Origin of the sequence: Streptomyces sp. SUK 48 (assembly GCF_009650765.1) — a bacterium.
GTDB lineage: Bacteria > Actinomycetota > Actinomycetes > Streptomycetales > Streptomycetaceae > Streptomyces.
On the sequence record NZ_CP045740.1, the window covers coordinates 5866198 to 5888954 of the forward strand.

At 73.8% G+C, this 22757-nt stretch carries 16 protein-coding genes and 1 pseudogene; 4 read left to right on the top strand and 13 right to left on the bottom strand.

The genetic code is table 11. From position 1 onward, the window contains the following. Positions 1 to 51: 51 nt before the first annotated feature. The gene (gene lipB, locus GHR20_RS25890) at positions 52 to 849 is read right to left on the bottom strand and encodes a lipoyl(octanoyl) transferase LipB (protein ID WP_153814526.1); all 798 of its coding nucleotides are present in this window, start codon (positions 847 to 849) and stop codon (positions 52 to 54) included. 232 nt (positions 850 to 1081) lie between these two features. Here lipB and GHR20_RS25895 point away from each other — a divergent pair, with 232 nt between their 5' ends. Next, positions 1082 to 2536, top strand: a complete 1455-nt coding sequence (locus GHR20_RS25895; protein ID WP_153814527.1) for a regulator — start codon at positions 1082 to 1084, stop codon at positions 2534 to 2536. A gap of 83 nt (positions 2537 to 2619) precedes the next feature. Here GHR20_RS25895 and GHR20_RS25900 read toward each other — a convergent pair whose 3' ends face one another. Then, on the bottom strand, positions 2620 to 3987 hold the full coding sequence (locus GHR20_RS25900) for an NAD(P)/FAD-dependent oxidoreductase (protein ID WP_153814528.1): 1368 nt from the start codon (positions 3985 to 3987) through the stop codon (positions 2620 to 2622). 341 nt (positions 3988 to 4328) lie between these two features. Here GHR20_RS25900 and GHR20_RS25905 point away from each other — a divergent pair, with 341 nt between their 5' ends. Beyond that, complete coding sequence (locus GHR20_RS25905) at positions 4329 to 4817, top strand: GNAT family N-acetyltransferase (RefSeq protein WP_194858993.1); 489 nt, start codon at positions 4329 to 4331, stop codon at positions 4815 to 4817. A 45-nt stretch (positions 4818 to 4862) separates the two neighbouring features. Here the strand turns inward: GHR20_RS25905 and GHR20_RS25910 are convergent, their stop codons facing one another. Beyond that, positions 4863 to 6044 (bottom strand): MarP family serine protease, encoded by a 1182-nt coding sequence (locus tag GHR20_RS25910; protein WP_153814530.1) that lies wholly within the window; start codon positions 6042 to 6044, stop codon positions 4863 to 4865. Positions 6045 to 6336: 292 nt separating this feature from the next. Between GHR20_RS25910 and GHR20_RS25915 the strand changes: the two genes are divergently transcribed. Further along, a complete protein-coding gene (locus GHR20_RS25915) occupies positions 6337 to 7197 on the top strand; it encodes a peptidoglycan recognition protein (RefSeq protein ID WP_243878405.1) in 861 nt (286 codons plus the stop codon). Here the strand turns inward: GHR20_RS25915 and GHR20_RS25920 are convergent. The 8 genes from GHR20_RS25920 to GHR20_RS25955 form a co-directional block, all read right to left on the bottom strand. Then, positions 7164 to 7682: a DUF4240 domain-containing protein gene (locus tag GHR20_RS25920; protein WP_161215117.1), complete on the bottom strand. Its 519-nt coding sequence runs from the start codon at positions 7680 to 7682 to the stop codon at positions 7164 to 7166. The genes GHR20_RS25915 and GHR20_RS25920 overlap by 34 nt on opposite strands. A 58-nt stretch (positions 7683 to 7740) precedes the next feature. Next, positions 7741 to 8718 carry a WYL domain-containing protein gene (locus GHR20_RS25925; protein WP_153814532.1) on the bottom strand — a complete coding sequence of 326 codons (978 nt, stop codon included), beginning with the start codon at positions 8716 to 8718 and terminating at the stop codon, positions 7741 to 7743. 111 nt (positions 8719 to 8829) lie between these two features. Further along, positions 8830 to 11541, bottom strand: a complete 2712-nt coding sequence (gene aceE / locus GHR20_RS25930) for a pyruvate dehydrogenase (acetyl-transferring), homodimeric type (RefSeq protein ID WP_153814533.1) — start codon at positions 11539 to 11541, stop codon at positions 8830 to 8832. A gap of 324 nt (positions 11542 to 11865) precedes the next feature. Next, a complete protein-coding gene (locus GHR20_RS25935) occupies positions 11866 to 12489 on the bottom strand; it encodes a GntR family transcriptional regulator (protein ID WP_046421248.1) in 624 nt (207 codons plus the stop codon). A gap of 193 nt (positions 12490 to 12682) precedes the next feature. Then, entirely contained in the window at positions 12683 to 14533 is a 1851-nt protein-coding gene (gene sucB / locus GHR20_RS25940) for a 2-oxoglutarate dehydrogenase, E2 component, dihydrolipoamide succinyltransferase (protein ID WP_153814534.1), read from the bottom strand. Positions 14534 to 14593: 60 nt separating this feature from the next. Further along, complete coding sequence (lpdA, locus tag GHR20_RS25945; RefSeq protein ID WP_111582322.1) at positions 14594 to 15982, bottom strand: dihydrolipoyl dehydrogenase; 1389 nt, start codon at positions 15980 to 15982, stop codon at positions 14594 to 14596. A 363-nt stretch (positions 15983 to 16345) separates the two neighbouring features. After that, the gene (locus tag GHR20_RS25950) at positions 16346 to 17887 is read right to left on the bottom strand and encodes a leucyl aminopeptidase (protein ID WP_153814535.1); all 1542 of its coding nucleotides are present in this window, start codon (positions 17885 to 17887) and stop codon (positions 16346 to 16348) included. 279 nt (positions 17888 to 18166) lie between these two features. Then, entirely contained in the window at positions 18167 to 18952 is a 786-nt protein-coding gene (locus GHR20_RS25955) for an adenosylcobinamide-GDP ribazoletransferase (RefSeq protein WP_148027412.1), read from the bottom strand. Between the two features lie 64 nt (positions 18953 to 19016). Here GHR20_RS25955 and GHR20_RS25960 point away from each other — a divergent pair, with 64 nt between their 5' ends. Next, on the top strand, positions 19017 to 19778 hold the full coding sequence (locus tag GHR20_RS25960) for a hypothetical protein (RefSeq protein WP_153814536.1): 762 nt from the start codon (positions 19017 to 19019) through the stop codon (positions 19776 to 19778). Here the strand turns inward: GHR20_RS25960 and GHR20_RS36900 are convergent. Together GHR20_RS36900 and GHR20_RS25970 are read right to left on the bottom strand one after the other, a co-directional pair. Further along, positions 19721 to 20451, bottom strand: a pseudogene (locus GHR20_RS36900) (hypothetical protein). The gene GHR20_RS25960 and the pseudogene GHR20_RS36900 overlap by 58 nt on opposite strands. Before the next feature lie 24 nt (positions 20452 to 20475). Next, complete coding sequence (locus GHR20_RS25970; protein WP_243878135.1) at positions 20476 to 22302, bottom strand: phosphatidylglycerol lysyltransferase domain-containing protein; 1827 nt, start codon at positions 22300 to 22302, stop codon at positions 20476 to 20478. Between the last annotated feature and the right edge of the window lie 455 nt (positions 22303 to 22757).

Sequence of the window (22757 nt, forward strand, 5' to 3'; positions counted from 1 at the left end):
GCGACGAGACCAACCTCATGACCGCAGGGCGCATTCCCGTCCGGGGGATTCTCAGGCCGACGCCTTCTCGATCGCCCGGGGCCTCAGGTCGGCGTTCTCCAGGACCTCCCCGAGATGCTTCTCGGCCACCGGTACGACCTCCTCCACCGTGATGTCCCGGCCCAGCTCGCTCGCCAGGGAGGCCACGCCCGCGTCGCGGATGCCGCAGGGGATGATGCGGTCGAACCACTTCATGTCGGGGCAGACGTTGAACGAGAAGCCGTGCATGGTGACGCCCTTGGCGACCCGGATGCCGATCTGGGCGATCTTGCGGTCCTCGCGGCGCTGGCCGGCGTTGGAGGGGGCGTACTCGGGACCGTCGAGCCGGGGATCGAACTCGTCGTCGGTCAGCCGGGGGTCGAAGTCGAGGGAGAGGCCGCCGATCGCGGGCCGCTGCTCGACGGGGTCGCCCAGCACCCAGACGCCGCTGCGCCCCTCGACGCGGGTGGTCTCCAGGCCGAACTCCGCGCAGGTGCGGATCAGGGCCTCTTCGAGGCGTCGTACATGCGCCACCACGTCCACCGGGCGCGGGAGCTTCTGGATCGGGTAGCCCACCAGCTGGCCCGGGCCGTGCCAGGTGATCTTGCCGCCGCGGTCCACGTCGATCACCGGGGTGCCGTCCAGCGGGCGCTCGCTGTCCTCCGTGCGCCGGCCCGCCGTGTAGACCGGGGGGTGCTCCAGGAGCAGCAGCGTGTCCGGGATCTCGTCGGCGAACCGGGCGGCGTGCACCCGGCGCTGCTCGTCCCATGCCTCCTGGTAGTCGACGGCCTCCGCGCCGAACCCCATTCGGACGAACCGCAATTCACTCACGGCAAGCGCCTCCCTAGCGATGTCAGGCACGTAACGCGCCCACGCCACTGTACGTCCGTCCGTGGGACGTCAGCCCTGAGGGCGTTCCTCACACGATCGGATGAATGAAAGCTGAAGTATCCGAGCGGGTGCTCACTCTCCGCTACATTCGCGCCGTTCATGAGGCCAAAAGGGCTGCTCACAGGCAATCCCGGCACGTCACGACGCCCGGAGGCAGGAGACCGCACCACAGATGACGGACCGACCCGCGCAGCGCACCCCCAACCGCCAGCTCGCCGCGCTCATCGCAGAGGCGGGGTTCTCCAACGCGGGTCTGGCCCGGCGCGTCGACCAGCTCGGCCTGGAACACGGGCTGGACCTCAGATACGACAAGACATCCGTCACCCGCTGGCTGCGCGGCCAGCAGCCGAGAGGCACCACACCCGCGCTGATCGCCGAGGTGTTCACCCGCCGGCTCGGGCGCCGGCTCTCCGCCCAGGATCTCGGCCTGGACGCGTGTGCGCCGGTGTACGCCGGGCTGGAGTTCGCGGCCACCCCGGAGGAGGCCGTGGACATCGTCAGCGGGCTGTGGCGCAAGGACTCCGGCAGCCATGCCGAGCTGCGCAAGATCGCGTTCACCCCGGCGGGGCTCGTCGTGCCCAGCCGGGACTGGCTGATCGGCAAGCCCGACGACCGGGTGGCCCGGGAGCCGGCGCCCCGGGTGCCCGCGCAGGGGCGGCCCGGCGTGCTGCGGACACCGGTCGGGCGGCCCCGGGCGAGCGGGCCCCTGGAGCGCATCCCCGGGCACCGGGTCGTCGGGGGCGACATCGCCGCGCTGCGCTCGGTGGGGGAGCTGTTCCGCACCCTGGACGACCGGTTCGGCGGCGGCCACGCCCGCCAGGCGCTGGTGCGCTACCTGGAGCACGAGTGCGAGCCGATGCTGCGCGGGAGCTACGACGAGCCCACCGGGCGCCGGCTGTTCTCGGCCGCCGCGGACCTGACCCGGCTCGCGGGCTGGACGTCGTACGACATCGCCGCGCACGGGCTGGCCCAGCGGTACTTCGTGCAGGCGCTGCGGCTCGCGCAGGCGGCGGGGGACCGGCCGTACGGCTCCTTCGTGCTGGTCACGATGAGCAGGCAGGCGGTGTACCTCGGGCACGGCAGGGAGGCGGTGCAGCTCGCGCGGGTCGCCCAGCAGGGGATCGGCACCGGGGGACCACCGGCCGTGCAGTCGCTGCTGCACGCGGCGGAGGCGCGGGCGCACGGAGTGCTGGGGGAGGTGCGGGCGTGCACGGCGGCGCTGGTGCGGGCCGAGCGGGCGCTGGAGGCGGCCCGGCCGGGGGACGAAGTGCCGTACTGGGCGCGGTTCTTCGACGAGGCCCAGCTCGCGGACGAGCTGGGGCACTGCTACCGGGACCTCCAGCAGTTCCGGGCGGCCGCGCAACACGCGGAGCGCTCGCTCCAGTTGCGCGCCCCCGCGTACGCCCGCAGCCGGCTCTTCTGCCGGGTCGTCCTCGCCACGGCCCGCCTCGGCCTCGGCGAACTCGACCAGGCGTGCGCGCTGGCCACGGAGGCCGCGGCCCAGGCCGCGGACATGCGCAGCGCCCGCGCCGTCGAATACATCCGCGACTTCGAACGCCGCCTGGAGCCCTACAAGGACGCGGCCCCGGCGCGGACGTACCACGAGAAGGTGGCGGCCCTGAACTGAGGCCGCCACCGGCCGACGTGGCGGGGAACGGGACCGGCACCGCCGGGCCACGCTGTCGTGGTGGCCCGGCGGGCAGGCCGGCGTCAGGCGGCCTTCGGCATGGTCGGGGCCGGGTCGGCCGCGTGCAGGGAGCCCGTGGTGCCCAGGTCCGCGAGGAGGGAGCGGACGGCGCGGTGGGCGGAGTGGAGGGCGCCCTGGAGGGTGCTGGTGCCGCGGTGGTCGCCGCAGACGTAGAGGCCGGCGAGCAGGCGCACCGGGCGGCGGAGGTCGTGCGGGGCGCGCATGACCGGGACGGCCTGCGGGGAGTGGTGCACGGCCAACGTCTCCCAGCGGCGCGTGGACATGCCGTAGAGGCGGGAGAGGTGGATGCGGACCGCGGTGTCCACGCCCTCGGGCGGGGTGCCGAGCACCGTCGAGGAGATCAGCACCCGGCCGCCCGGCGCCCGGCTCGGGTCCACGTTGCTGAGCACCGACGTGTGCGCCACCGGGCCGCCCCGGTCCGCGTCCAGCAGCAGCGAGGCGCCCGTGGAGAACGCCGCCGCCGGTTCGTCCGTCGTGTGGTGGACCACCGTCACCGGGTGGAACTCCGGCACCCTGAGTCCCGGCAGCAGCTCCGCCGCCGCGCGCGCGTCGGTGGCCAGCAGCACCGCACGGCAGCGGATCTCCCCGTGCTCGGCCGTGGTCACGGACGTCGTGGACACCGACGTCACCCGCACCCCGGTGTGCACGGTCCCCGGCGGCAGCGCCCGCGCCATCACCTCGGGCATCATGTCCGCGCCGCCCTCCGGCACACACAGCCGCCCGCTCGCGAACGCCCGCAGCGCCAGGTCCGCGCACCGGCTGGACGTCGTCAGGTCCGGGTCGCACAGCAGCGCGGCGAGCAGCGGGCGCAGGAAGCCCTCGACCGTGCGGGCCGGTATCCCCCGGGCCGCGAGGGCCTGCGCGGCGGGCAGCTCCGGGCGGGCGAGCAGCCGTTCGACCGGCATCGCGGCGATCCGGTTCAGCGCGGCGCCCAGCCGCGCCTGGTCCATCGCGCCGCCCACCGGCGCGCCACCGCCCCGTCCGGGCGGCGCCGTCACCCCTCTGGGGGCGCTTGCCAGGGCGCGCACCGCATGGAGTGCGCCCCTCGCGCTTCCTCCGTTCGCCGGCGCGCCCGCCCGGTGGGTGCGCCCGTCGCGGTGCAGCAGCACGCCCGGCGCGAAGGAGCGCAGGGCCAGGGAGTCCAGCCCCGGCGTCAGCCGGAGCTCGGGATACGCCGTGGACAGCAGCTGTCCGATCCGGTCGAGCCGGAAACCGTCGACCTTCTCCGTCGCCATGCGGCCGCCGACGCACGAGGCGGCTTCCAGGACTGCGGTCGTCACTCCTGCGCTGGTGAGCCGGTGGGCCGCCGAGAGTCCGGCGATGCCGGCTCCCACGATGACGACGTCCACCTGGTTCGCGGGCTCAAGCACGAGGCCCCTCCTGTGGTTGCGCTGAGCGGTCGGTGGAGACGTTGTGCCCCAACCGGCTTCAGGAATACCCGAGTTCGGGTCGAGTATCAGCGCCGGGATCGGTCATAAGGAGTCGCGCATGGGCAGGGCACGGTCGCATGGAGGTCGCATATGGTCACATCCGTTCCGCGCGCCGCACGATGCCCTTGCGCGCCACCACGAAGCGCCCGCGCGCGCCCGGAGCGCGGACAGGGAGCCCCCGAGGCCGCCCGGGGCGCGGACCCGGAACCCCGGGGGCGTCCGGGGCACGGGCCGGGAAACCCCGTAGGCCGCCCGGGGGACGCCCACTTAGGGTGACCCCCATGCCCGAGCCGCACATACGCCTTGCCACGCCCGCGGACGAGGAGCCCCTCGCCCGCCTCGACCGGACCACCTGGTCCACCCTGCACGCGGTGACGCCCCGCCCCGAGCCGCCGTACCCGCCGCTCTTCGACGAGCGCCACCACCCCGGCGACTTCCTCGTCGCCGAGCTGGACGGGCATCTCGTCGGCTACGTGCGCCTGGCCCAGATGATCCCGCTGCCCGCCCACGCGCACATCCTCACCATCCAGGGCTTCGTGGTCGCCGAGGAGGTCCGCGGCCGGGGCCTGGGGCGGGCGCTGATCCGGGCCGCCGTGGCCGAGGCCCGCGCGCGCGGCGCCCGCCGGCTGAACCTGCGCGTGCTCGGCCACAACACCCCGGCCAGGAAGCTCTACGAGGCCGAGGGCTTCACCGTGGAGGGCGTCAGCCCGGACGAGTTCCTGCTCGACGGCACCTACGTCGACGACATCTCCATGGGCCGCGCCCTGTAGGCGGACCAGGCGGACGGGCGGACCAGCCGGACCGGGCGGCCACGCTCAGCCCACCAGCGCGCCCGTGTCCACCGCCGCCGTCGCCGTGGCCCCCCGCTGGGCGTCCGCCGCCACCTCGGACGCCGTCAGCACGTACCCCGTCTCGGCGTCCGAGGTGGAGCGGGCGAACACCACCCCGAACACCCGGCCGTCCGCCGTCAGCAGCGGCCCGCCGGAGTTGCCCGGCCGGACCGTGGAGCGGATCGAGTAGATCTCCCGGGTGACCGCGCCGTCGCTGTAGATGTTCTGCCCGGTCGCCCGCACCAGGTTCCCCACGGTCGCCGCCTGGAGGTTCAGGCTGCCGTCCTGCGGATAGCCCGCCACCACCGCCGAGTCCCCGCGCGAGGCGGCGGTGTCGAAGCGCAGCACCGGCGCGCTCAGCCCCGGCACGTACAGCACCGCCACATCCCGGTCGGGGTCGAAGAGCACCACCCGCGCCGGGTACACCGGGCCGACCCCGCCCACCCGCACGCTCGGCCGGGCGATGCCCGCCACCACATGCGCGTTGGTCATCACCCGCCCCGGCGCGAACACGAACCCGCTGCCCTCCCGGCCCTCGCTGCCCGAGACCCCCTCGATCTTGACCGTGCTCGTCTTGGCGGCGGTCGCCGCGGCCGCCGTGACGCTGTCCCCGGTGGGGCGGGGCACCTGGGCCGTCGACTCGTTCTCGAACGGGTTGAAGACCTGCGGGAACCCCGCGTCGGTGAGCGCCGAGGTGGCCCGGGAGAACCACGCGGGCGTCGTCTCCGGCATCGTCCGCTGGACGGCGCCGAGCAGCGAGGAGTCCCGGATCGCCGTGGTCAGCGCGGGGGAGGGGGCCGCGCTGAGCACGCTCGCCGCCACCCAGGACACGATCAGCACCGCGACCGCGTTGGCCGCCGCGCCCCCGACGCCGTCCACCACCCGCAGCGGGCCCTTGTCCAGGCCGCCGCGCAGCCGCAGCGCGAGCCGGCCCGCCAGCTCATGACCCACCGCGGCGGGCACCAGCACGGTCAGCACCGCGAGCACCGTCGCCGTCGCCGTACCCCGCGCCACCTGGCCGGTCACCCACGGCAGCGCCCATACGCCGACGACCGCGCCGCCGACGAACCCGGCCAGCGAGACACACCCGGCCACCAGGCCGCGCCGGTAACCGGACGCGGCGTACAGGAGGATCACCAGCACCAGGAGCAGGTCGAGCAGGTCCACGGAGCCGCCTTTCTCTTCGGACCCCTCACTCGGGCGGGTCGGGCCCGCTGAAGGGTCACAGGTACATGATCGGGTGCCGACGGCGAACCGGCCACGTGTGCCCGTAACCGCAGAAACGTCCCGGACCGGGACGTTGGTTCCGCCAGGTGGCACAGCGCACATCGCGGGCAGGGGCGACCGGTCCGAGAGTGGGGCCATGTCCGTCGTCCGAAGAGCCAGGGGAATCCGCGGCCCGCGCCGGGGCCGGCTCCCCGGCCCGCTGCTGGTGCTGCTGGGCTCCCTGCCCGGTCTGATGGCCGTCCTCGCGCTCGCCCTGTACGCGCGCGGCACGGAGCGGCCCGCCGCGCTCGGCCTGCGCTCCGCCGCGCCCGGGACCAGGAGCACCCACCTCGCCGGCCGGCCCCTGATCGTGCCGCGCTCCGCCTGGCTGGCCGGCACCCCCGCCGGGCACAGCCAGCCGCCGCCGCGCTACGACGACAAGGTGATCGCCGTCTTCGTGCACCACACCGACTCGTCCAACGCCTACCGGTGCGCGGACACCCCCGAGGTCATCCGCCGGCTCTACGCCGGGCAGACCGGCGTCCGGCGGTGGGACGACATCGGCTACAACTTCCTCGTCGACCGCTGCGGCACGATCTACGAGGGCCGGGCGGGCGGCGCCGACCGGGCCGTCACCGGCGCCCACGCGCAGGGCTTCAACCACCGCACCGCCGGGATCGCCGCGATCGGCACCTTCACCGCGGGCGTACCGGTGCCGCGCGCCATGACGGACGCCATCGCGGCCGTCGCCGCCTGGAAGCTGGGGCCGGCCGACATCGATCCGCGCGCCCGGGTGCGGCTGGTCTCCAGCAACGGGCACAGCCGCTTCCGCGCGGGCACCACTGTCACGCTGCCCGCCGTCGCCGGTCACAACGACGGCTTCATGACCAACTGCCCGGGCGCCGCCCTCACCGCCCGGCTGCCGGAGATCAGGGAGACGGCGGCGCGCCTCCAGGGCCGGGCGCCCGGCGCGCCGACACCGCGCGCCCCGCGCGCACCCTCGCGTACGCCCGCCACACCCTCGCGTACGCCCGCGACACCCACGTCCCCCGGGTCCCACACCCCCACCACATCCGCCCCTCAGCCCCTGAAGCGCGCCCAGAGCCTCGGGTAGAGCTCGGCGAGCAGCGCCTCGTTCTCCAGGTCGACCGGGCCGCCCACCGGTTCCGCGGGCGCGGGCGGGATGCCGAGGTCGGCCGCCACCGTGCCGGTGAGCTGCTCGTACGCCTCGTCGGCCGCGTACCCCAGCTCCTCGGCGTCGCCGTCGACCTCCTCGTCGAAGTCGCCCAGCAGCCCGGCCAGCGCGTCCGGGTCGTGCAGGGCGCCCTCGAACACCTCCCGGCCCTGGCCGATCAGCCAGCACCGGAAGAAGTCGAACGCGTCGTCGCTGGCCCCGTCCAGGAGCACCCAGGCGGCGCCCCACAGGTCCCAGCGGTAGGCGCGGTTGTAGCGGGCCTCGAAATGACGGGCGAAGTCCAGGACCCGCTCGGGGTCCAGTCGGGTGAGCCGTTCCACCAGCAGCTCGGCCTGGTCCTCGGGATCGCCCCCGGCGGCCTCGCGCGTGCCGTCGACCAGCTCCCAGAACTCCGTCTCGTCCATCACCGCTCCAGCATCGGGCCTGCGCCGGTGGGGCGCACGCGGGAGTACGGCGGCCGCGTCACGCCGCTTTGTAGAGTGCCGCGAGCCGCGCCGCGTCCCGCGCGAACCGCGCCCGCAGGCTGCCCGGCGCCAGCACCTCCGCCTCGGGGCCGAGCCCGGTCAGCTGGGCGTGCGCGACCTCCTCCGACTCCACCGGCAGCGTCACCGTCACCCAGCCCGCCCCGTCCGGCTCCCCGGCACCGGCCAGCCCCTCCCGGGCGGCCGGGACACCGACGGCGTCCGGCAGCCCGCGCACCCCCGCCGGGGAGAGCCGTACGACGGCCTCGGCGCGCAGCAGCGAGCGCGCGAACCGCTCGGCCTGGGCGGACCAGTGGGCGGGCAGGTCGAAGTCCTCGTCCCGCTCGAAACGGGTCTCCCGGGCCTCGACGGAGGTGAACCGGTCGACGCGGTAGGTGCGGAAGGCCCCCGGGTCCGGCACCCGGGCGCACAGGTACCAGGCGCCCGCCTTCAGCACGAGTCCGTACGGCTCCAGCAGCCGCGCCACCTCGCCGTCCCCGCGCCGGTAGCGGGCCGTGACACAGCGGTCGTCCCACACCGCCTCGGCCAGCGCGGGCAGCAGCGCGGGCGTCCCGGGCGCCTTGAACCAGCCCGGCGCGTCCAGGTGGAAGCGCCGGGCCGCGGCCCGGGGCGCGTCCTGGAGGGAGGGCAGGAGCGCCGCCGCCACCTTCAGCCGGGCCGCCGACGCCGCGTCCGCGAGGCCCATCTCGCGCAGCGCCCCCGGCACCCCGCTGAGGAACAGCGCCTCCGCCTCGTCGCGCGCCAGCCCCGTCAGCCGCGTCCGGTACCCGCCGACCAGCCGGTATCCGCCGGCCCGCCCCCGGTCCGCGTACACCGGCACCCCCGCTTCCGACAGCGCCCGCGCGTCCCGGTTCACCGTCCGCTCCGAGACCTCCAGCTCCCGCGCCAGCTCACCGGCGGTCATCGCCGCCCGCGACTGGAGGAGCAGGACCATCTTGATGAGCCGGGCCGCACGCATGGCCCCATGATGCCGGGCGGCACCGACAGAGAAGCGGCACTGAACAGAGAAAGGGGTACGGCTCCTCGCCGTACCCCTTCTCACGTCACCTCGCGCGTCACCGCGCGGCGATCACAGCCCGTACTTCTCCCGGGCCTCCTTGACCGCCGTGGCCTTGACCTCGCCGCGCCGGGCGAGCTGGGCGAGGGCGGCGACCACGATGGACTCGGCGTCCACACCGAAGTGGCGGCGGGCGGCCGGACGGGTGTCCGAGATGCCGAAGCCGTCGGTGCCGAGGGAGGACCAGTCCTGGTCGACCCACTGCGCGATCTGGTCCGGGACCTGACGCATGTAGTCGGAGACCGCGAGGACCGGGCCCTCGGCGCCCTGGAGCGCCCGGCGGACGTACGGCACCCGCTCCTCGCCGCGCAGCAGGGCCGCGTCGGCGTCCAGCGCGTCGCGGCGCAGCTCGGTCCAGGACGTCGCCGACCAGACGTCGGCCGCGACCCCCCACTCCTCGGCCAGCAGGCGCTGCGCCTGAAGCGTCCAGTGGATCGCCGTACCGGAACCCAGCAGCTGGATGCGCGGGGCGTTGGCCGGGACGGTCACGCCCGCGGACTCCGCGGTGTTGAAGCGGTACAGGCCCTTGACGATGCCCTCGTCGATCCCGGGGACACCGGGCTTCGCGGGCTGCGGCAGCGGCTCGTTGTAGACGGTGAGGTAGTAGAAGACGTTCTGGTCCTCGCCCGGCCGGGCCTCGCCGTACATCCGGCGCAGGCCCTCGCGGACGATCACCGCGACCTCGTAGGCGAACGCGGGGTCGTACGACAGCGCGGCCGGGTTGGTCGCGGCGATCACCGGCGAGTGGCCGTCGGCGTGCTGGAGGCCCTCGCCCGTCAGCGTCGTACGGCCGGCCGTCGCGCCGACGAGGAAGCCGCGGCCGAGCTGGTCGCCGAGCTGCCACATCTGGTCGGCGGTGCGCTGCCAGCCGAACATCGAGTAGAAGATGTAGAACGGGATCATCGCCTCGCCGTGCGTCGCGTACGCGGTGGACGCGGCGATGAAGTCGGCCATCGAACCGGCCTCGGTGATCCCCTCGTTGAGGATCTGGCCGTTCTTGGCCTCCTTGTAGTACATCAGCTGGTCGCGGTCGACCGGCTCGTACGTCTGGCCCTTGGGGGAGTAGATCCCGAGCGACGGGAAGAGCGACTCCATACCGAAGGTGCGCGCCTCGTCCGGGACGATCGGCACCCAGCGCTTGCCCGTCTCCTTGTCGCGGACCAGGTCCTTGACGAGGCGTACGAAGGCCATCGTGGTCGCCACGTTCTGCGAGCCGGAGCCCTTGTCGAAGGAGGCGAACGCCTTCTCCGCCGGGGCGGGCAGCGGGGCGAGCGCGTGCGTACGGCGGGCCGGGGCCGGGCCGCCGAGGGCCGCGCGGCGCTCCTGGAGGTAGCGGACCTCGGGGGAGTCGGCGCCCGGGTGGCCGTAGGGCACCACGCCGTCGGCGAAGTCGCTGTCCTTGATCGGCAGGCCGAGCAGGTCCCGCATCGTCTTGAACTCGTCCACCGTCAGCTTCTTCATCTGGTGGTTGGCGTTCTTCGACGCGAAGCCGTCGCCCAGGGTGTGGCCCTTGACCGTCTGGGCCAGGATCACGGTCGGCGCGCCCTTGTGCTCGACGGCAGCCTTGTACGCGGCGTAGACCTTGCGCGCCTCGTGACCGCCGCGGGAGAGGTGGAAGCACTCGAGGATCTTGTCGTCCGAGAGCAGCTTCGCCATCTCCGCGAGCGCCGGGTCGGCGCCGAAGAAGTCCTGGCGGATGTAGGCGGCGTCGCGGGTCTGGTACGTCTGCACCTGCGCGTCCGGCACCTGGCGCAGCCGGCGGACCAGCGCGCCCGTGGTGTCGAGCGCGAACAGCTCGTCCCAGGCGGTGCCCCACAGCGTCTTCACGACGTTCCAGCCGGCGCCCCGGAACTGGGCCTCCAGCTCCTGCACGATCTTGAAGTTGGCGCGGACCGGGCCGTCCAGGCGCTGGAGGTTGCAGTTGATGACGAAGGTCAGGTTGTCGAGACCCTCGCGGGAGGCGAGCGCGAGGGCCGCCGTCGACTCGGGCTCGTCCATCTCGCCGTCGCCGAGGAACGCCCATACGTGCGAGGCCGAGACGTCCTTGATGCCGCGGTTGGTCAGGTAGCGGTTGAAGCGCGCCTGGTAGATCGCCGACAGCGGGCCGAGGCCCATGGAGACGGTCGGGAACTCCCACAGCCAGGGCAGCCGGCGCGGGTGCGGGTACGACGGCAGACCGTCGCCGCCCGCCTCCTGGCGGAAGTTGTCCAGCTGCGCCTCGCTCAGGCGGCCGTCCAGGAAGGCGCGGGCGTAGATGCCGGGGGAGGCGTGGCCCTGGATGTACAGCTGGTCGCCGGACCCGGCGGCCTCCCCGGTGTCCTTGCCCTTGAAGAAGTGGTTGAAGCCGGTCTCGTAGAGCCAGGCCGCGGAGGCGAAGGTGGCGATGTGGCCGCCCACGCCGTGCTTGCTGCCCCGGGTGACCATCGCGGCCGCGTTCCAGCGGTTCCAGGCGGTGATCCGGGCCTCCATCTCCGGGTCGCCGGGCAGGCCCGGCTCCGCGGAGGTGGGGATGGTGTTGACGTAGTCCGTCTCCAGCAGCTTCGGCAGCGCGATGCCGCCCGCCTCGGCGCGCTCCAGCGTGCGCCGCATCAGGTACGCGGCGCGATGCGGGCCTGCCTCCCTGGCCACGGCGTCCAGGGAGGCCCGCCACTCGGCGGTCTCCTCAGGGTCGCGGTCCGGGAGCTGGTCGAGCTCGCTCTGCTGGATGGCGTGGGGGTCGGTCATGTCGCCGCCTTCCTCAGTCGAAGGGGGTTCCCTCATCGGTAAGGGTTCGGGGGTGCCCTTGGTCTTTGGCAGGACAGGGCAGAGGACCTCGGGTGGAAGTCCGTCGGTGACTGTAACTCCCTGATCGATGATCGATCAAAGGGTTGAGCGGGAAAACCTCTTGATTCCAAGAAAGTCGGCACCCGGTGCCTTGGAACTGGGCACCCGGTGCCGACTTTGATCAGGGAATTCGCAGGTGAGCGGGGGTGCGCTCGGGGGTGCGAGCGTCAGCCGGATGTCAGCCCGTGTCAGTACGGGGCCAGTGCGGCGTCAGGCAGCGGCCGGTCAGGCGCGGGGGGCGCAGCCGAGGACGTGCGCCTTCACGAGCTCCGCGATCCGCGGGTCCCGGCGCTTGAACGCCTGCACCAGTTCCTCGTGCTCCTCGGCGTACGACTGCTGCACCGTGCCCAGCCAGCGGATCGACAGCGCGGTGAAGACCTCGATGCCGAGCCCCTCCCAGGTGTGCAGCAGCACCGAGTTGTCGGCGGCGCGCACGAGCTCGCGGTGGAAGCCCACGGTGTGCCGCACCTGCGCGGTGCCGTCGGCGGCGCGGTCGGCCTCGTACAGGGCCAGCACATGGGGTTCCAGGGCCGAGCAGTCGGTGGAGAGGCGGTCGGCGGCCAGCTCGGCGGCGATGGCCTCCAGGCCGGCCCTGACCGGGTAGCTCTCCTCCAGGTCGGCCGCGGTGAGATTGCGGACCCGGACGCCCTTGTTCGGCGCGGACTCGATCAGCCGCAGCGTCTCCAGCTCCCGCAGCGCCTCGCGCACCGGGGTCTGACTGACCTCCAGCTCGGTGGCGATACGGCGCTCCACGATGCGCTCACCCGGCTGCCAGCGCCCGCTGACGATTCCCTCCACGATGTGCTCGCGGATCTGTTCGCGCAGCGAGTGGACTACGGGCGCGGTCATGAGGGCTCCTCCCGGGGGCTGACATCTAGACAATACGGCGGCTTCGCTCGGCGGGAGCGTGCGCGGGGGGCGCTTCGATGCAGGTGAGACGAGGCTTACACGGGAGGCATGACGACAAACGCGAACACCCCGCCCGGAACGTTCCGGACGGGGTGTCGTACCGCTTGATCAGGGCAAAAGCCTCGATCGGGGGTCAGAGGCCGAGCTCGACCTCGAACTCGCCGGCCTCCAGGATCGCCTTGACCGCCGTCAGGTAACGGGCCGCGTCGGCGCCGTCGACCAGGCGGTGGTCGTAGGAGAGGGTCAGGTAGGTCATGTCGCGGACGCCGATGACCGTGCCCTCCTCGGTCTCGATGACGGCCGGACGCTTGACCGTGGCACCGATGCCGAGGATCGCGACCTGGCCCGGCGGCACGATGATCGTGTCGAACAGGGCACCGCGCGAACCGGTGTTGGAGATGGTGAAGGTCCCGCCGGACAGCTCGTCCGGGGTGATCTTGTTGGCGCGGACCTTGCCGGCCAGCTCCGCCGTGGCCTTGGCGATGCCCGCGATGTTGAGGTCGCCGGCGCGCTTGATGACCGGGGTCATCAGGCCCTTCTCGGAGTCCACCGCGATACCGACGTTCTCGGTGTCGAAGTAGGTGATCGTGCCCTCGGCCTCGTTGATCTTGGCGTTGATGACCGGGTGGGCCTTCAGCGCCTGCGCGGCGGCCTTGACGAAGAACGGCATCGGGGAGAGCTTGACGCCCTCACGGGCCGCGAAGGAGTCCTTCGCCTGGCCGCGCAGCCGCATCAGACGCGTCACGTCGACCTCGACGACCGACGACAGCTGGGCCTGCTCGTGCAGCGCCTTGACCATGTTGTCGCCGATGACCTTGCGGATGCGGGTCATCTTGACGGTCTGGCCGCGCAGCGGGGAGACCTCCAGCGCCGGGGCCTTCTTGGCCGCCGGGGCGGTCGCGGCGGCCGGAGCCGGAGCGGCGGCGGGCGCCTTCGCGGCCTCGGCGGCGGAGATGACGTCCTGCTTGCGGATACGGCCGCCGACGCCGGTGCCCTTGACGGTGGCCAGGTCGACGCTGTTCTCGGCGGCGAGCTTGCGCACCAGCGGGGTCACGTACGCGCCCTCGTCCGTCGCCTGGGTGGCGGTCGGGGAGGTCGGCGCGGTGGCCGGGGTGACCGGAGCCTGAGCCTGAGCGGGCGCCGGAGCCTGAGCGGGCGCCTGAGCCGGAGCCGGGGCGGCGGGCTGCGCCGGGGCGGCCGGAGCCGCAGCCGGAGCGGCCTGAGCCGGGGCCGCGGGGGCGGCCGGAGCCTGAGCCGGGGCGGCCGGGGCGGGAGCCGGGGTGGGCTCGGCGGCCGGGGCCGGGGCGGCGGCCGGGGCCGGGGCGGCCGGAGCCGGAGCGGCGGCCGGGGCGGCACCCGGGGCGCCGATGACGGCGAGCTTGGCGCCGACCTCGGCGGTCTCGTCCTCGCCGACCACGATCTCCAGCAGCACACCGGAGGTGGGCGCGGGGATCTCGGTGTCGACCTTGTCCGTGGAGACCTCGAGCAGCGGCTCGTCGGCCTCGACGGAGTCGCCGACCGACTTCAGCCAGCGGGTGACGGTGCCCTCGGTGACGGACTCACCGAGCGCGGGCAGGACCACGTCGGTGCCCTGGGCGCCACCGGCGGGGGCGGCGTCCTCGGCGGCCGGAGCCGGCGCGGCGGGGGCCTCGGCGGCCGGCGCCTGGGCGGGCTCGGCGGCCGGGGCCGGAGCCTCGGCGGGGGCCTCGGCGGCGGCCGGGGCCGGGGCCTCGGCGGGGGCGCCGCTGCCGTCGTCGATCAGGGCCAGCTCGGCACCGACCTCGACGGTCTCGTCCTCGGCGACCTTGATGGACGCCAGCACGCCGGAGACGGGCGAGGGGATCTCGGTGTCGACCTTGTCGGTCGAGACCTCGAGCAGCGGCTCGTCGGCCTCGACGCGTTCACCCTCGGCCTTCAGCCAGCGGGTGACGGTGCCCTCGGTGACGCTCTCACCGAGCGCCGGAAGGGTTACGGAAACCGCCATGGTTTCGGTTGCTCCTTACGAATTGCGGAAGTCTGTGTCGTCGCGCCCGTGACCGAGGGCTCAGTCGTGGGAGTGCAGCGGCTTGCCGGCCAGGGCCAGGTGCGCCTCGCCCATCGCCTCGTTCTGCGTCGGGTGGGCGTGGATGAGCTGGGCCACCTCGGCCGGCAGCGCCTCCCAGTTGTAGATCAGCTGGGCCTCGCCGACCTGCTCGCCCATGCGGTCGCCGACCATGTGGACGCCGACCACGGCACCGTCCTTCACCTGGACGAGCTTGATCTCGCCCGAGGTGTTCAGGATCTTGCTCTTGCCGTTGCCCGCCAGGTTGTACTTCAGAGCGACGACCTTGTCCGCGCCGTAGATCTCCTTGGCCTTGGCCTCGGTGATGCCGACGGAGGCGACCTCGGGGTGGCAGTACGTCACCCGCGGGACACCGTCGTAGTCGATCGGGACGGTCTTCAGACCGGCCAGGCGCTCCGCCACCAGGATGCCCTCGGCGAAGCCGACGTGCGCGAGCTGGAGGGTCGGGACCAGGTCGCCGACGGCGGAGATGGTCGGGACGTTGGTGCGCATGTACTCGTCGACCAGGACGTAGCCACGGTCCATGGCGACACCCTGCTCCTCGTAGCCGAGGCCCTGGGAGACCGGGCCGCGGCCGACGGCGACGAGGAGGACCTCGGCCTCGAACTCCTTGCCGTCGGCGAGGGTGACCTTGACACCGTCCTGGGTGTACTCGGCCTTCTGGAAGAAGGTGCCGAGGCTGAACTTGATCCCGCGCTTGCGGAACGCGCGCTCCAGCAGCTTCGAGGAGTTCTCGTCCTCGACCGGCACGAGGTGCTTGAGGCCCTCGATCACGGTCACGTCGGAGCCGAAGGACTTCCACGCGGAGGCGAACTCGACGCCGATGACACCGCCGCCGAGGATGATCGCGGACTTGGGCACGCGGTCCAGGACGAGGGCGTGGTCGGAGGAGATGATCCGGTTGCCGTCGATCTCCAGGCCCGGCAGCGACTTCGGCACGGAGCCGGTCGCCAGCAGGACGTGACGGCCCTGGACACGCTGACCGTTCACATCGACGGAGGTGGGGGAGGACAGCCGGCCCTCGCCCTCGATGTACGTCACCTTGCGGGACGCGATCAGACCCTGGAGGCCCTTGTACAGGCCGGCGATCACGCCGTCCTTGTACTTGTGCACGGCCGGGACGTCGATGCCCTCGAAGGTGGCCTTGACGCCGAACTGCTCGCTCTCGCGGGCCTGGTCGGCGATCTCGCCCGCGTGCAGCAGGGCCTTGGTGGGGATGCAACCCCGGTGCAGGCAGGTGCCGCCGACCTTGTCCTTCTCGATCAGGGCGACGTCCAGGCCCAGCTGCGCCCCGCGCAGGGCCGCGGCGTAACCACCGCTGCCACCGCCGAGGATCACTAGGTCGAAAACGGTGCTGGCGTCGTTCGCCACGTCACGTCCTCCATGCATGTGCGCCTTGCGCCGATCTCCGATGACCGGCGGGCGGCTGGTGTCCGGCCGCTTGATGCTTCGGCCCTTCGGTGGGGGCCCTGTCCTGCCGGGCTCCATCTTTGCACTTGTTGGAGGCGGACGAGACGCCGGGCTGGTGTGTGAGACGTCCCACTCCAGCGCCCCGAAGGGGTGCGGGGCCCCGTCCGGTGTGCGGCTCCGCCGTGTGGGCGCGCGCATTTGTCGGGTCTCACCTGCCACGAAGTCCGGCGGCAGCCGGCCCGAAGGGGCGTGGGGACCGCGCACGCGGCCCCCACGCCCCCGGTGGCCGCCCCGCTAACGGGAGCGGCCGGGCTCTCCCTTGGGTCAGCCCAGCTCGCCCGCGGCGGTCAGCTCCACGAGGCGCACCAGCGTGCGCACCGCGGTGCCGGTGCCGCCCTTCGGCGTGTACCCGAAGGGCCCGCCCTCGTTGAAGGCCGGTCCCGCGATGTCGAGGTGCGCCCAGCTGATGCCCTCGCCCACGAACTCGCGCAGGAAGAGGCCGGCCAGCAGCCCGCCGCCCCAGCGCTCGCCCACGTTGGTCATGTCGGCGACCTGGGACTCCAGGCCCTTGGTCAGGTGCTCCGGCATCGGCATCGGCCACGCCGGCTCGCCGGTCTCCTCCGCCGCCTCGTACACCGCGGTGCGGAACGCGTCGTCGTTGGCGAGGACACCCATCGTCCGGCTGCCCAGCGCCACCATCATCGCGCCGGTCAGCGTCGCGACGTCCACGATCGCGTCCGGCTCCTCCAGCGACGCGGCCCACAGCGCGTCGCCGAGCACCAGCCGGCCCTCGGCGTCGGTGTTGAGCACCTCCACCGTCTTGCCGCTGTACATGCGCAGCACGTCACCCGGGCGCACCGCCGAACCGGACGGCATGTTCTCGGCCAGCGCCAGCCAGCCGGTGACGTTCGCCTGGAGGCCGAGCCGGGCCGCCGCGACGACGGCCGCGAAGACCGCCGCCGCGCCCGCCATGTCGCACTTCATCGTCTCGTTGTGACCGGCCGGCTTCAGCGAGATGCCGCCCGAGTCGTAGGTGATGCCCTTGCCGACGAAGGCGAGGCTCCGCTCGGCCTTCGGGTGCGTGTACGCGATCTTGACCAGGCGCGGGGTCGCGGCCGAGCCGCCGCCGACGCCGAGGATGCCGCCGTAGCCGCCCTTGGTCAGCGCCTTCTCGTCGAGCACCTGCACCTTGAGGCCGTGCTCCTTGGCCGCGCCCTGCACGATGCCCGCGAAGCTCTCCGGGGTGAGGTCGTTCGGCGGGAGGTTGACCAGGTCGCGGGCGCGGTTCAGCTCCTCGCCGACCGCGAGGGCGCGGGCCAGGGCGCCCTTGTGGGCGGCGTCGCGCGGCTTGGCGCCGAGCAGCACGCCCTCGCCCAGCGGGGCCTTGCCCTTCTTCGCGCGGGCGCCCTTCGCCTTGCGGTTGCTCTCCTTGTAGGAGTCGAAGGTGTACGCGCCGAGGAGCACGCCCTCGCCGATCGCCTCCAGGGCGCCGGGGCCGTCCACGGGCAGCGCGAACGCGGCCTTCTTGACGCCGGCGAGCGCGCGCGCCGCCGTACCCGCGGCCTTGCGCAGCGCCTCGGCGTCGAAGCCGGCCTCCGCGTCCTTCGGGTCCGGCTCCGCGCCCAGGCCCACCGCCACCACGAGCGGGGCCTTGAAGCCCGCCGGGGCGGGCAGCTTCGTCAGCTCGCCCTCCGCGCCCGAGGCGCCGAGGGTCTCCAGGACGCCGGCCAGGCCGTCGTACGCCTTGTCCACGGCCTCGGCGCCCGGCGCGACGACGGGTCCCTTGGCGCCCTTGGCGACACCGATCACGATCGCGTCGGCCCGCAGGCCGGGCGCCGCGGCGGTGCTGAGAGTCAGAGCAGTCACGGTGGTGAATTCTCGCTTCCGGTGTGAAGTTGCTTGGGGTGGGTCGACCGGGCCCGACAGCCGACCCTAGGTCCAGGTCTGGGGGCAGGTGGCAACCGGGGTTACCGCCGTTCGGGCGGACACCCGGGACGAGACTACGCGCGTGCCACCCCGCGCTCATGCCCCCGGTGTTCACCCGTACGCGGCGCGGCGGCCCCCACCACCCGTCGGGGCAGGCCCTGTGGCCTTGCTTTTCGTATTCAAATACCCCCTCGCGCGAGGGAGTTGCGACACGCTCCGTCAGGGTCCGAAGGCCAGCACCACGAGGGACGCCGTCGCGGCCGTCTCCGCGAGCGCGCCGAACACGTCCCCGGTCACCCCGCCGAAGCGGCGCACACAGCGGCGCAGCAGGAGTTCGGCGACGGCGAGCGCGAACAGCACGGCGGCCGCAGCGCGCAGGGCGCCGTACGGGCCGGACTCCAGGCCCCAGGCGGCCGCGCCCGCGGCGCACAGCACGGTGAGCGCGAGCGCGCCCGGCACCGGTACCACCCCGGCGACGGCCGCCCCGAGCCCCTCGGGCCGCGCGGCCGGCACCCCGCCGCGGGCGGCCAGGGTGAGCGCGAGCCGGGCGGTCACCGCGGAGATCACCGCCGCCGCGGCGCCGCGCGCCCACGAGTCGTCGTACGACTGCGCCAGCACCGCCACCTGGGCCAGCAGCGCCAGGACCAGGGTGAGCACCCCGAACGGGCCGATGTCCGACCGCTTCATGACGCTCAGCGCCTCCTCGGCCGGCTTGCCGCTGCCCAGCCCGTCGGCGGTGTCGGCGAGCCCGTCCAGATGCAGCCCCCGGGTGAGGACGGCGGGTACGGCGACCGAGCCGACGGCGGCGAGCGGCGGGCCCGCGCCCAGCAGGAGCAGAAGCAGCGCCAGGGCGACCGAGAGGGCGCCCGCGACCAGGCCCACCAGGACGGCGGCGAGCATGCCCCCGCGCGCGGCCCCCCGGTCCCAGCGGTGCACCCGTACGGGCAGCACGGTGAGCGTGCCGAAGGCGAACCGGAGACCGTCGAGGGGCGAGGACGTGCGCATCGGCGCAGGCTACCCGGCGGCCGCGGGCCCGCCGTCGGCCGGGCTCCGGGGATAAAGTGCGCACATGGGGCACTGGTGGGTGCGGAACATCGTCGAGCCGGGCAAGCTTCCGCTGCTGCTCGCCCTCACCGCGTTCGTGCTGACGTTCGTCGTCACCCGGGTGATCACCCGTCTGATCCGGGCCGGCCGGGGCCCGTTCCGCAATGTCAGCGCGGGCGGCCTGCACATCCACCATGTGGTCCCCGGGGTGGTGCTCACCGTCGTCGGCGGCTTCGGCGCGGTCGCCAGCGACCGGCACGGCACCGGCGGGGCGCTGGCCGCGGTGGTCTTCGGGATCGGCGCGGGCCTGGTCCTGGACGAGTTCGCGCTGATCCTGCATCTGCAGGACGTCTACTGGACCGAGGAGGGCCGCCAGAGCGTCGAGGCCGTCGTGCTCACCGCCGCCCTGGTGGGACTGCTGCTCGCGGGGTTCGTGCCGTTCGGCGTCAACGACCTGACCCAGGAGGAAGTCGCCGACCGCGGCACCGTCATCGCCAACATCGCGGCCAACTTCGCGCTCTCCCTGGTCGCCCTGAGCAAGGGCAAGACCCGCACCGCGGTGTTCGGCGCGATCGTGCCGCTGGTCGCGCTGGTCGGCGCGCTCCGCCTGGCCCGCCCCGACTCCTTCTGGGCCCGCCGCTTCTACGGCCGCCGCCCCCGCGCCCGCGCCCGGGCCACCCTGCGCGCCTACCGCCACGACCGCCGCTGGACCCCGCGCAGCCGCGCCGTTCAGGACTGGATCGGCGGCAGGCCCGACCCGGCCCGGCTGCCCGACGGCCGCCGCTGAAGCAGCGGGTACGGGCGGTGCCGTACCGCCACCGCCAGGCACAGCGAGCCCACCGCCATCAGCGCGGCCAGATGCTCCTTGCCCGCCAGGTTCTCCTTCAGCAGCACCTCCGCGACCATCGCCACGGTCACCGCGCCCGTGGTGGCGTACGCGCCGTGCCGCCAGGCCACGAACACCGCGAGGCCCACCACGGCGGCCGACGGGCCGGTGTCCACCACCTGCGCGTCCGTCCAGGGCAGCCCGAAGGGGGCGTGCGCGCCGAGGGTGATGCCGAGGCGCGCGTACAGCGTCCCGGCGAGGGTGGCGAGATACGCGATGAGGAGCGTGCGCCACCAGCCCAGGCACAGCTCGGCGATCCCGAACACGAGCAGGATCTGCGCCAGCGCCCCCACACCGGCAGGTCGAGCGCGGGCACGAACAGGGACAGGGGGGTGCGCAGCAGGCCCAGCCACAGGGGGTCCTCGGCCCGGACCGCGCCGAGGCTCTGCACCAGCCGGAAGCCCCAGGGCCGGTTCTGCGCGAACTGGAGCAGCGCGGTCAGCAGCACCGCCGCGGCGGTCATCGGCAGCGCGGTCATCGGCATCGCCCACCGGCGCGGTCCCAGCAGGGGTCCGCGCACGGTGCCGTACAGCGGTCCCCACTCGGCGCGGGCCCAGCGGACGAGCGATCCCATGCGTAAATCCCTACCCCGGTACGGTCATCGGCGCGCCCCGAGCCGTCCCCGGTGCGCCCACTTGGGCAGTCCCGGCGCCTCCAGGAAGCCCTCCGCGCGGGCCGAGGCGAGGCCGATGCGCGGCAGGTCCGCGCTCTTCTCGAAGAGCAGGAACCGCGGCTCCCAGATGGGCCGGTACTTGGCGTTGGCGCGGTACAGCGACTCGATCTGCCACCAGCGGGAGAAGAAGCTGAGCAGCGAGCGCCACAGCCGCAGCACCGGTCCGGCGCCGAGCCGCGCACCACGTTCGAAGACCGAGCGGAACATCGCGAAGTTGAGCGAGACCTGTGTGACCCCGATCTCCCCGGCGCGCCGCAGCAGTTCGATGACCATGAACTCCATCAGCCCGTTCTCGCAGGCGCGGTCCCGCCGCATCAGGTCCAGCGACAGCCCGCCCGGGCCCCACGGCACGAAGGACAGCAGCGCGCGCGGCCGTCCCTCGGCGTCCCTGCACTCCAGCATCACGCACCGGCCGTCCGCCGGGTCCCCGAGCCGCCCCAGCGCCATGCTGAACCCGCGCTCGGTCGCCCCGTCCCGCCAGTCGTCCGCGCGCTCGACGAGCACCGCCATCTCGGCCGCCGGGATGTCCTCGTGGCGCCGCACGCGCACCTCGTACCCGGCCCGCCGCACCCGGTTGTACGCCTGCCGCACGGTGCGCATCGCCCGCCCCTCCAAGGTGAAGTCGGCGACCTCCACGAGCGCCTCGTCGCCGAGCTCCAGGGCGTCCAGGCCGTGCCGGTGGTAGACGGTGCCGGCTTCCTCGCCCGCCCCCATCACCGCCGGGATCCAGCCGTGCGCCCGCGCCTCGGCCAGCCACGGCACGATCGCGCCCGGCCATGCCTCGGGGTCGCCGAGCGGGTCCCCGGAGGCGAGGCTCACCCCGCCGACCACGCGATAGGCGACGGCCGCCTTGCCGGTCGGCGACCACACCACGCTCTTCTCCCGGCGCAGCGCGAAGTAGCCGAGGGAGTCCCGCTCGCCGTGCCGCTCCAGCAGCGCCCGCAGCCGTTCCTCGTCGTCGGCGGTGAGCGGGTCGACGGCGCGCCGGGAGCGGAAGGCGGCGTAGAACACGGCGAGGACCAGGGCCGTGCTGAGCACGTTGACGACCACGTTGGCCCAGGTGGGAGGGGCGATGCCGGGGAAGTGGCGCTCGTCGGCGGAGACCGAGACCAGGCGCAGGGTGCCGTAGTGCCAGCGTTCCCAGAACGTCGAACGGGCCGCGTCCGGCGCGTGGTTGGTGACCGTCACCAGCAGCCCGGCCAGCAGGCTGGCGGCCAGCCCGCCGCCGACGGCGACGGTGGCGGCGAGCCGGGGGTTGGCGCGGTCGCCCTTCGCGTAGAACTCCCGCCGCCCCACCAGCAGCGCCGCGACGAACACGGCCGTCAGTACCAGCGACACCCAGTTCTGCGCGTACCGGTGGATCTCCGGGAACGCCATGGCGAACGCGAACAGCGCGAGGAAGACGCCGCTGAGCACGAGGTTGAGAATCCAGGCCGCGCGCTTGCGGCGGCGCATCGTGACCGCCAGGAACGCGGTGAACACACCGGAGGCGAAGCCGGCGGTCAGCAGGTACGGCGTGAAGAAGTCGTCCTGGTTGTGCCGGCGCACGTCCTGGTACAGCGAGACCCACACCGCGGTGAGGAAGTTGATGAACGCGACGACCCGCAGGTACCAGACGGCGAAGGCCGCGGCCTTGGGGGCCACCCCGCCCGACCGCCGCCCGGCCTCGTCCGACCGCTCCGCTTCGACCGACCGCTCCGCCCCGCGCGCGGCGCGGTGGCAATCCGGGCATCTCCCATGGGAACGGATCATATGGGCGCCACCTTGACGGACCGCTCTTATCGAGCCAGGGCCCGCGCGGGTCTCACCGGCACGGTGGCGCAGGAGTGTCATCCCGCCGCGACGGCGCTCGGCCGCGACGGCGCTCGGCCGGGACGGCGCGGCCCGGCGGTGCCGAACCGGCCGCCACCCGTCTATGCCGACTCCGGCCCCGGCTCCAGCTCCGGCCCCGGCTCCAGCTCCGGCCCCGGCTCCAGCTCCGGCCCCGGCTCCGGCTCCGGCCCCGGCTCCAGCTCCGGCCCCGGCTCCGGCTCCGGTCCCGATCGCGACTCCGGCCCCGGCTCCAACCCCGGTCCCGGCTCCGGCCCCGGTCCCGGCTCCGGCCCCGGCTCCGACTCCGGCCCCGGCTCCGACTCCGGTCCCGGTCCCGACTCCGGCCCCGGCTCCGACTCCGGTCCCGGTCCCGACTCCGGCCCCGGCTCCGACTC

Excerpts from the sequence above, each read along its gene's own strand:
- GHR20_RS25905 (WP_194858993.1), top strand. The coding sequence starts at position 4,329 with ATGCCCGAGCCGCACATACGCCTTGCCACGCCCGCGGACGAGGAGCCC.
- GHR20_RS25920 (WP_161215117.1), bottom strand. The coding sequence starts at position 7,682 with ATGGACGAGACGGAGTTCTGGGAGCTGGTCGACGGCACGCGCGAGGCC.
- GHR20_RS25935 (WP_046421248.1), bottom strand. The coding sequence starts at position 12,489 with ATGACCGCGCCCGTAGTCCACTCGCTGCGCGAACAGATCCGCGAGCAC.
- sucB (WP_153814534.1), bottom strand. The coding sequence starts at position 14,533 with ATGGCGGTTTCCGTAACCCTTCCGGCGCTCGGTGAGAGCGTCACCGAG.
- GHR20_RS25915 (WP_243878405.1), top strand. The coding sequence starts at position 6,337 with ATGGCCGTCCTCGCGCTCGCCCTGTACGCGCGCGGCACGGAGCGGCCC.
- GHR20_RS25895 (WP_153814527.1), top strand. The coding sequence starts at position 1,082 with ATGACGGACCGACCCGCGCAGCGCACCCCCAACCGCCAGCTCGCCGCG.
- GHR20_RS25970 (WP_243878135.1), bottom strand. The coding sequence starts at position 22,302 with ATGATCCGTTCCCATGGGAGATGCCCGGATTGCCACCGCGCCGCGCGC.
- GHR20_RS25955 (WP_148027412.1), bottom strand. The coding sequence starts at position 18,952 with ATGCGCACGTCCTCGCCCCTCGACGGTCTCCGGTTCGCCTTCGGCACG.
- GHR20_RS25925 (WP_153814532.1), bottom strand. The coding sequence starts at position 8,718 with ATGCGTGCGGCCCGGCTCATCAAGATGGTCCTGCTCCTCCAGTCGCGG.
- GHR20_RS25960 (WP_153814536.1), top strand. The coding sequence starts at position 19,017 with ATGGGGCACTGGTGGGTGCGGAACATCGTCGAGCCGGGCAAGCTTCCG.
- aceE (WP_153814533.1), bottom strand. The coding sequence starts at position 11,541 with ATGACCGACCCCCACGCCATCCAGCAGAGCGAGCTCGACCAGCTCCCG.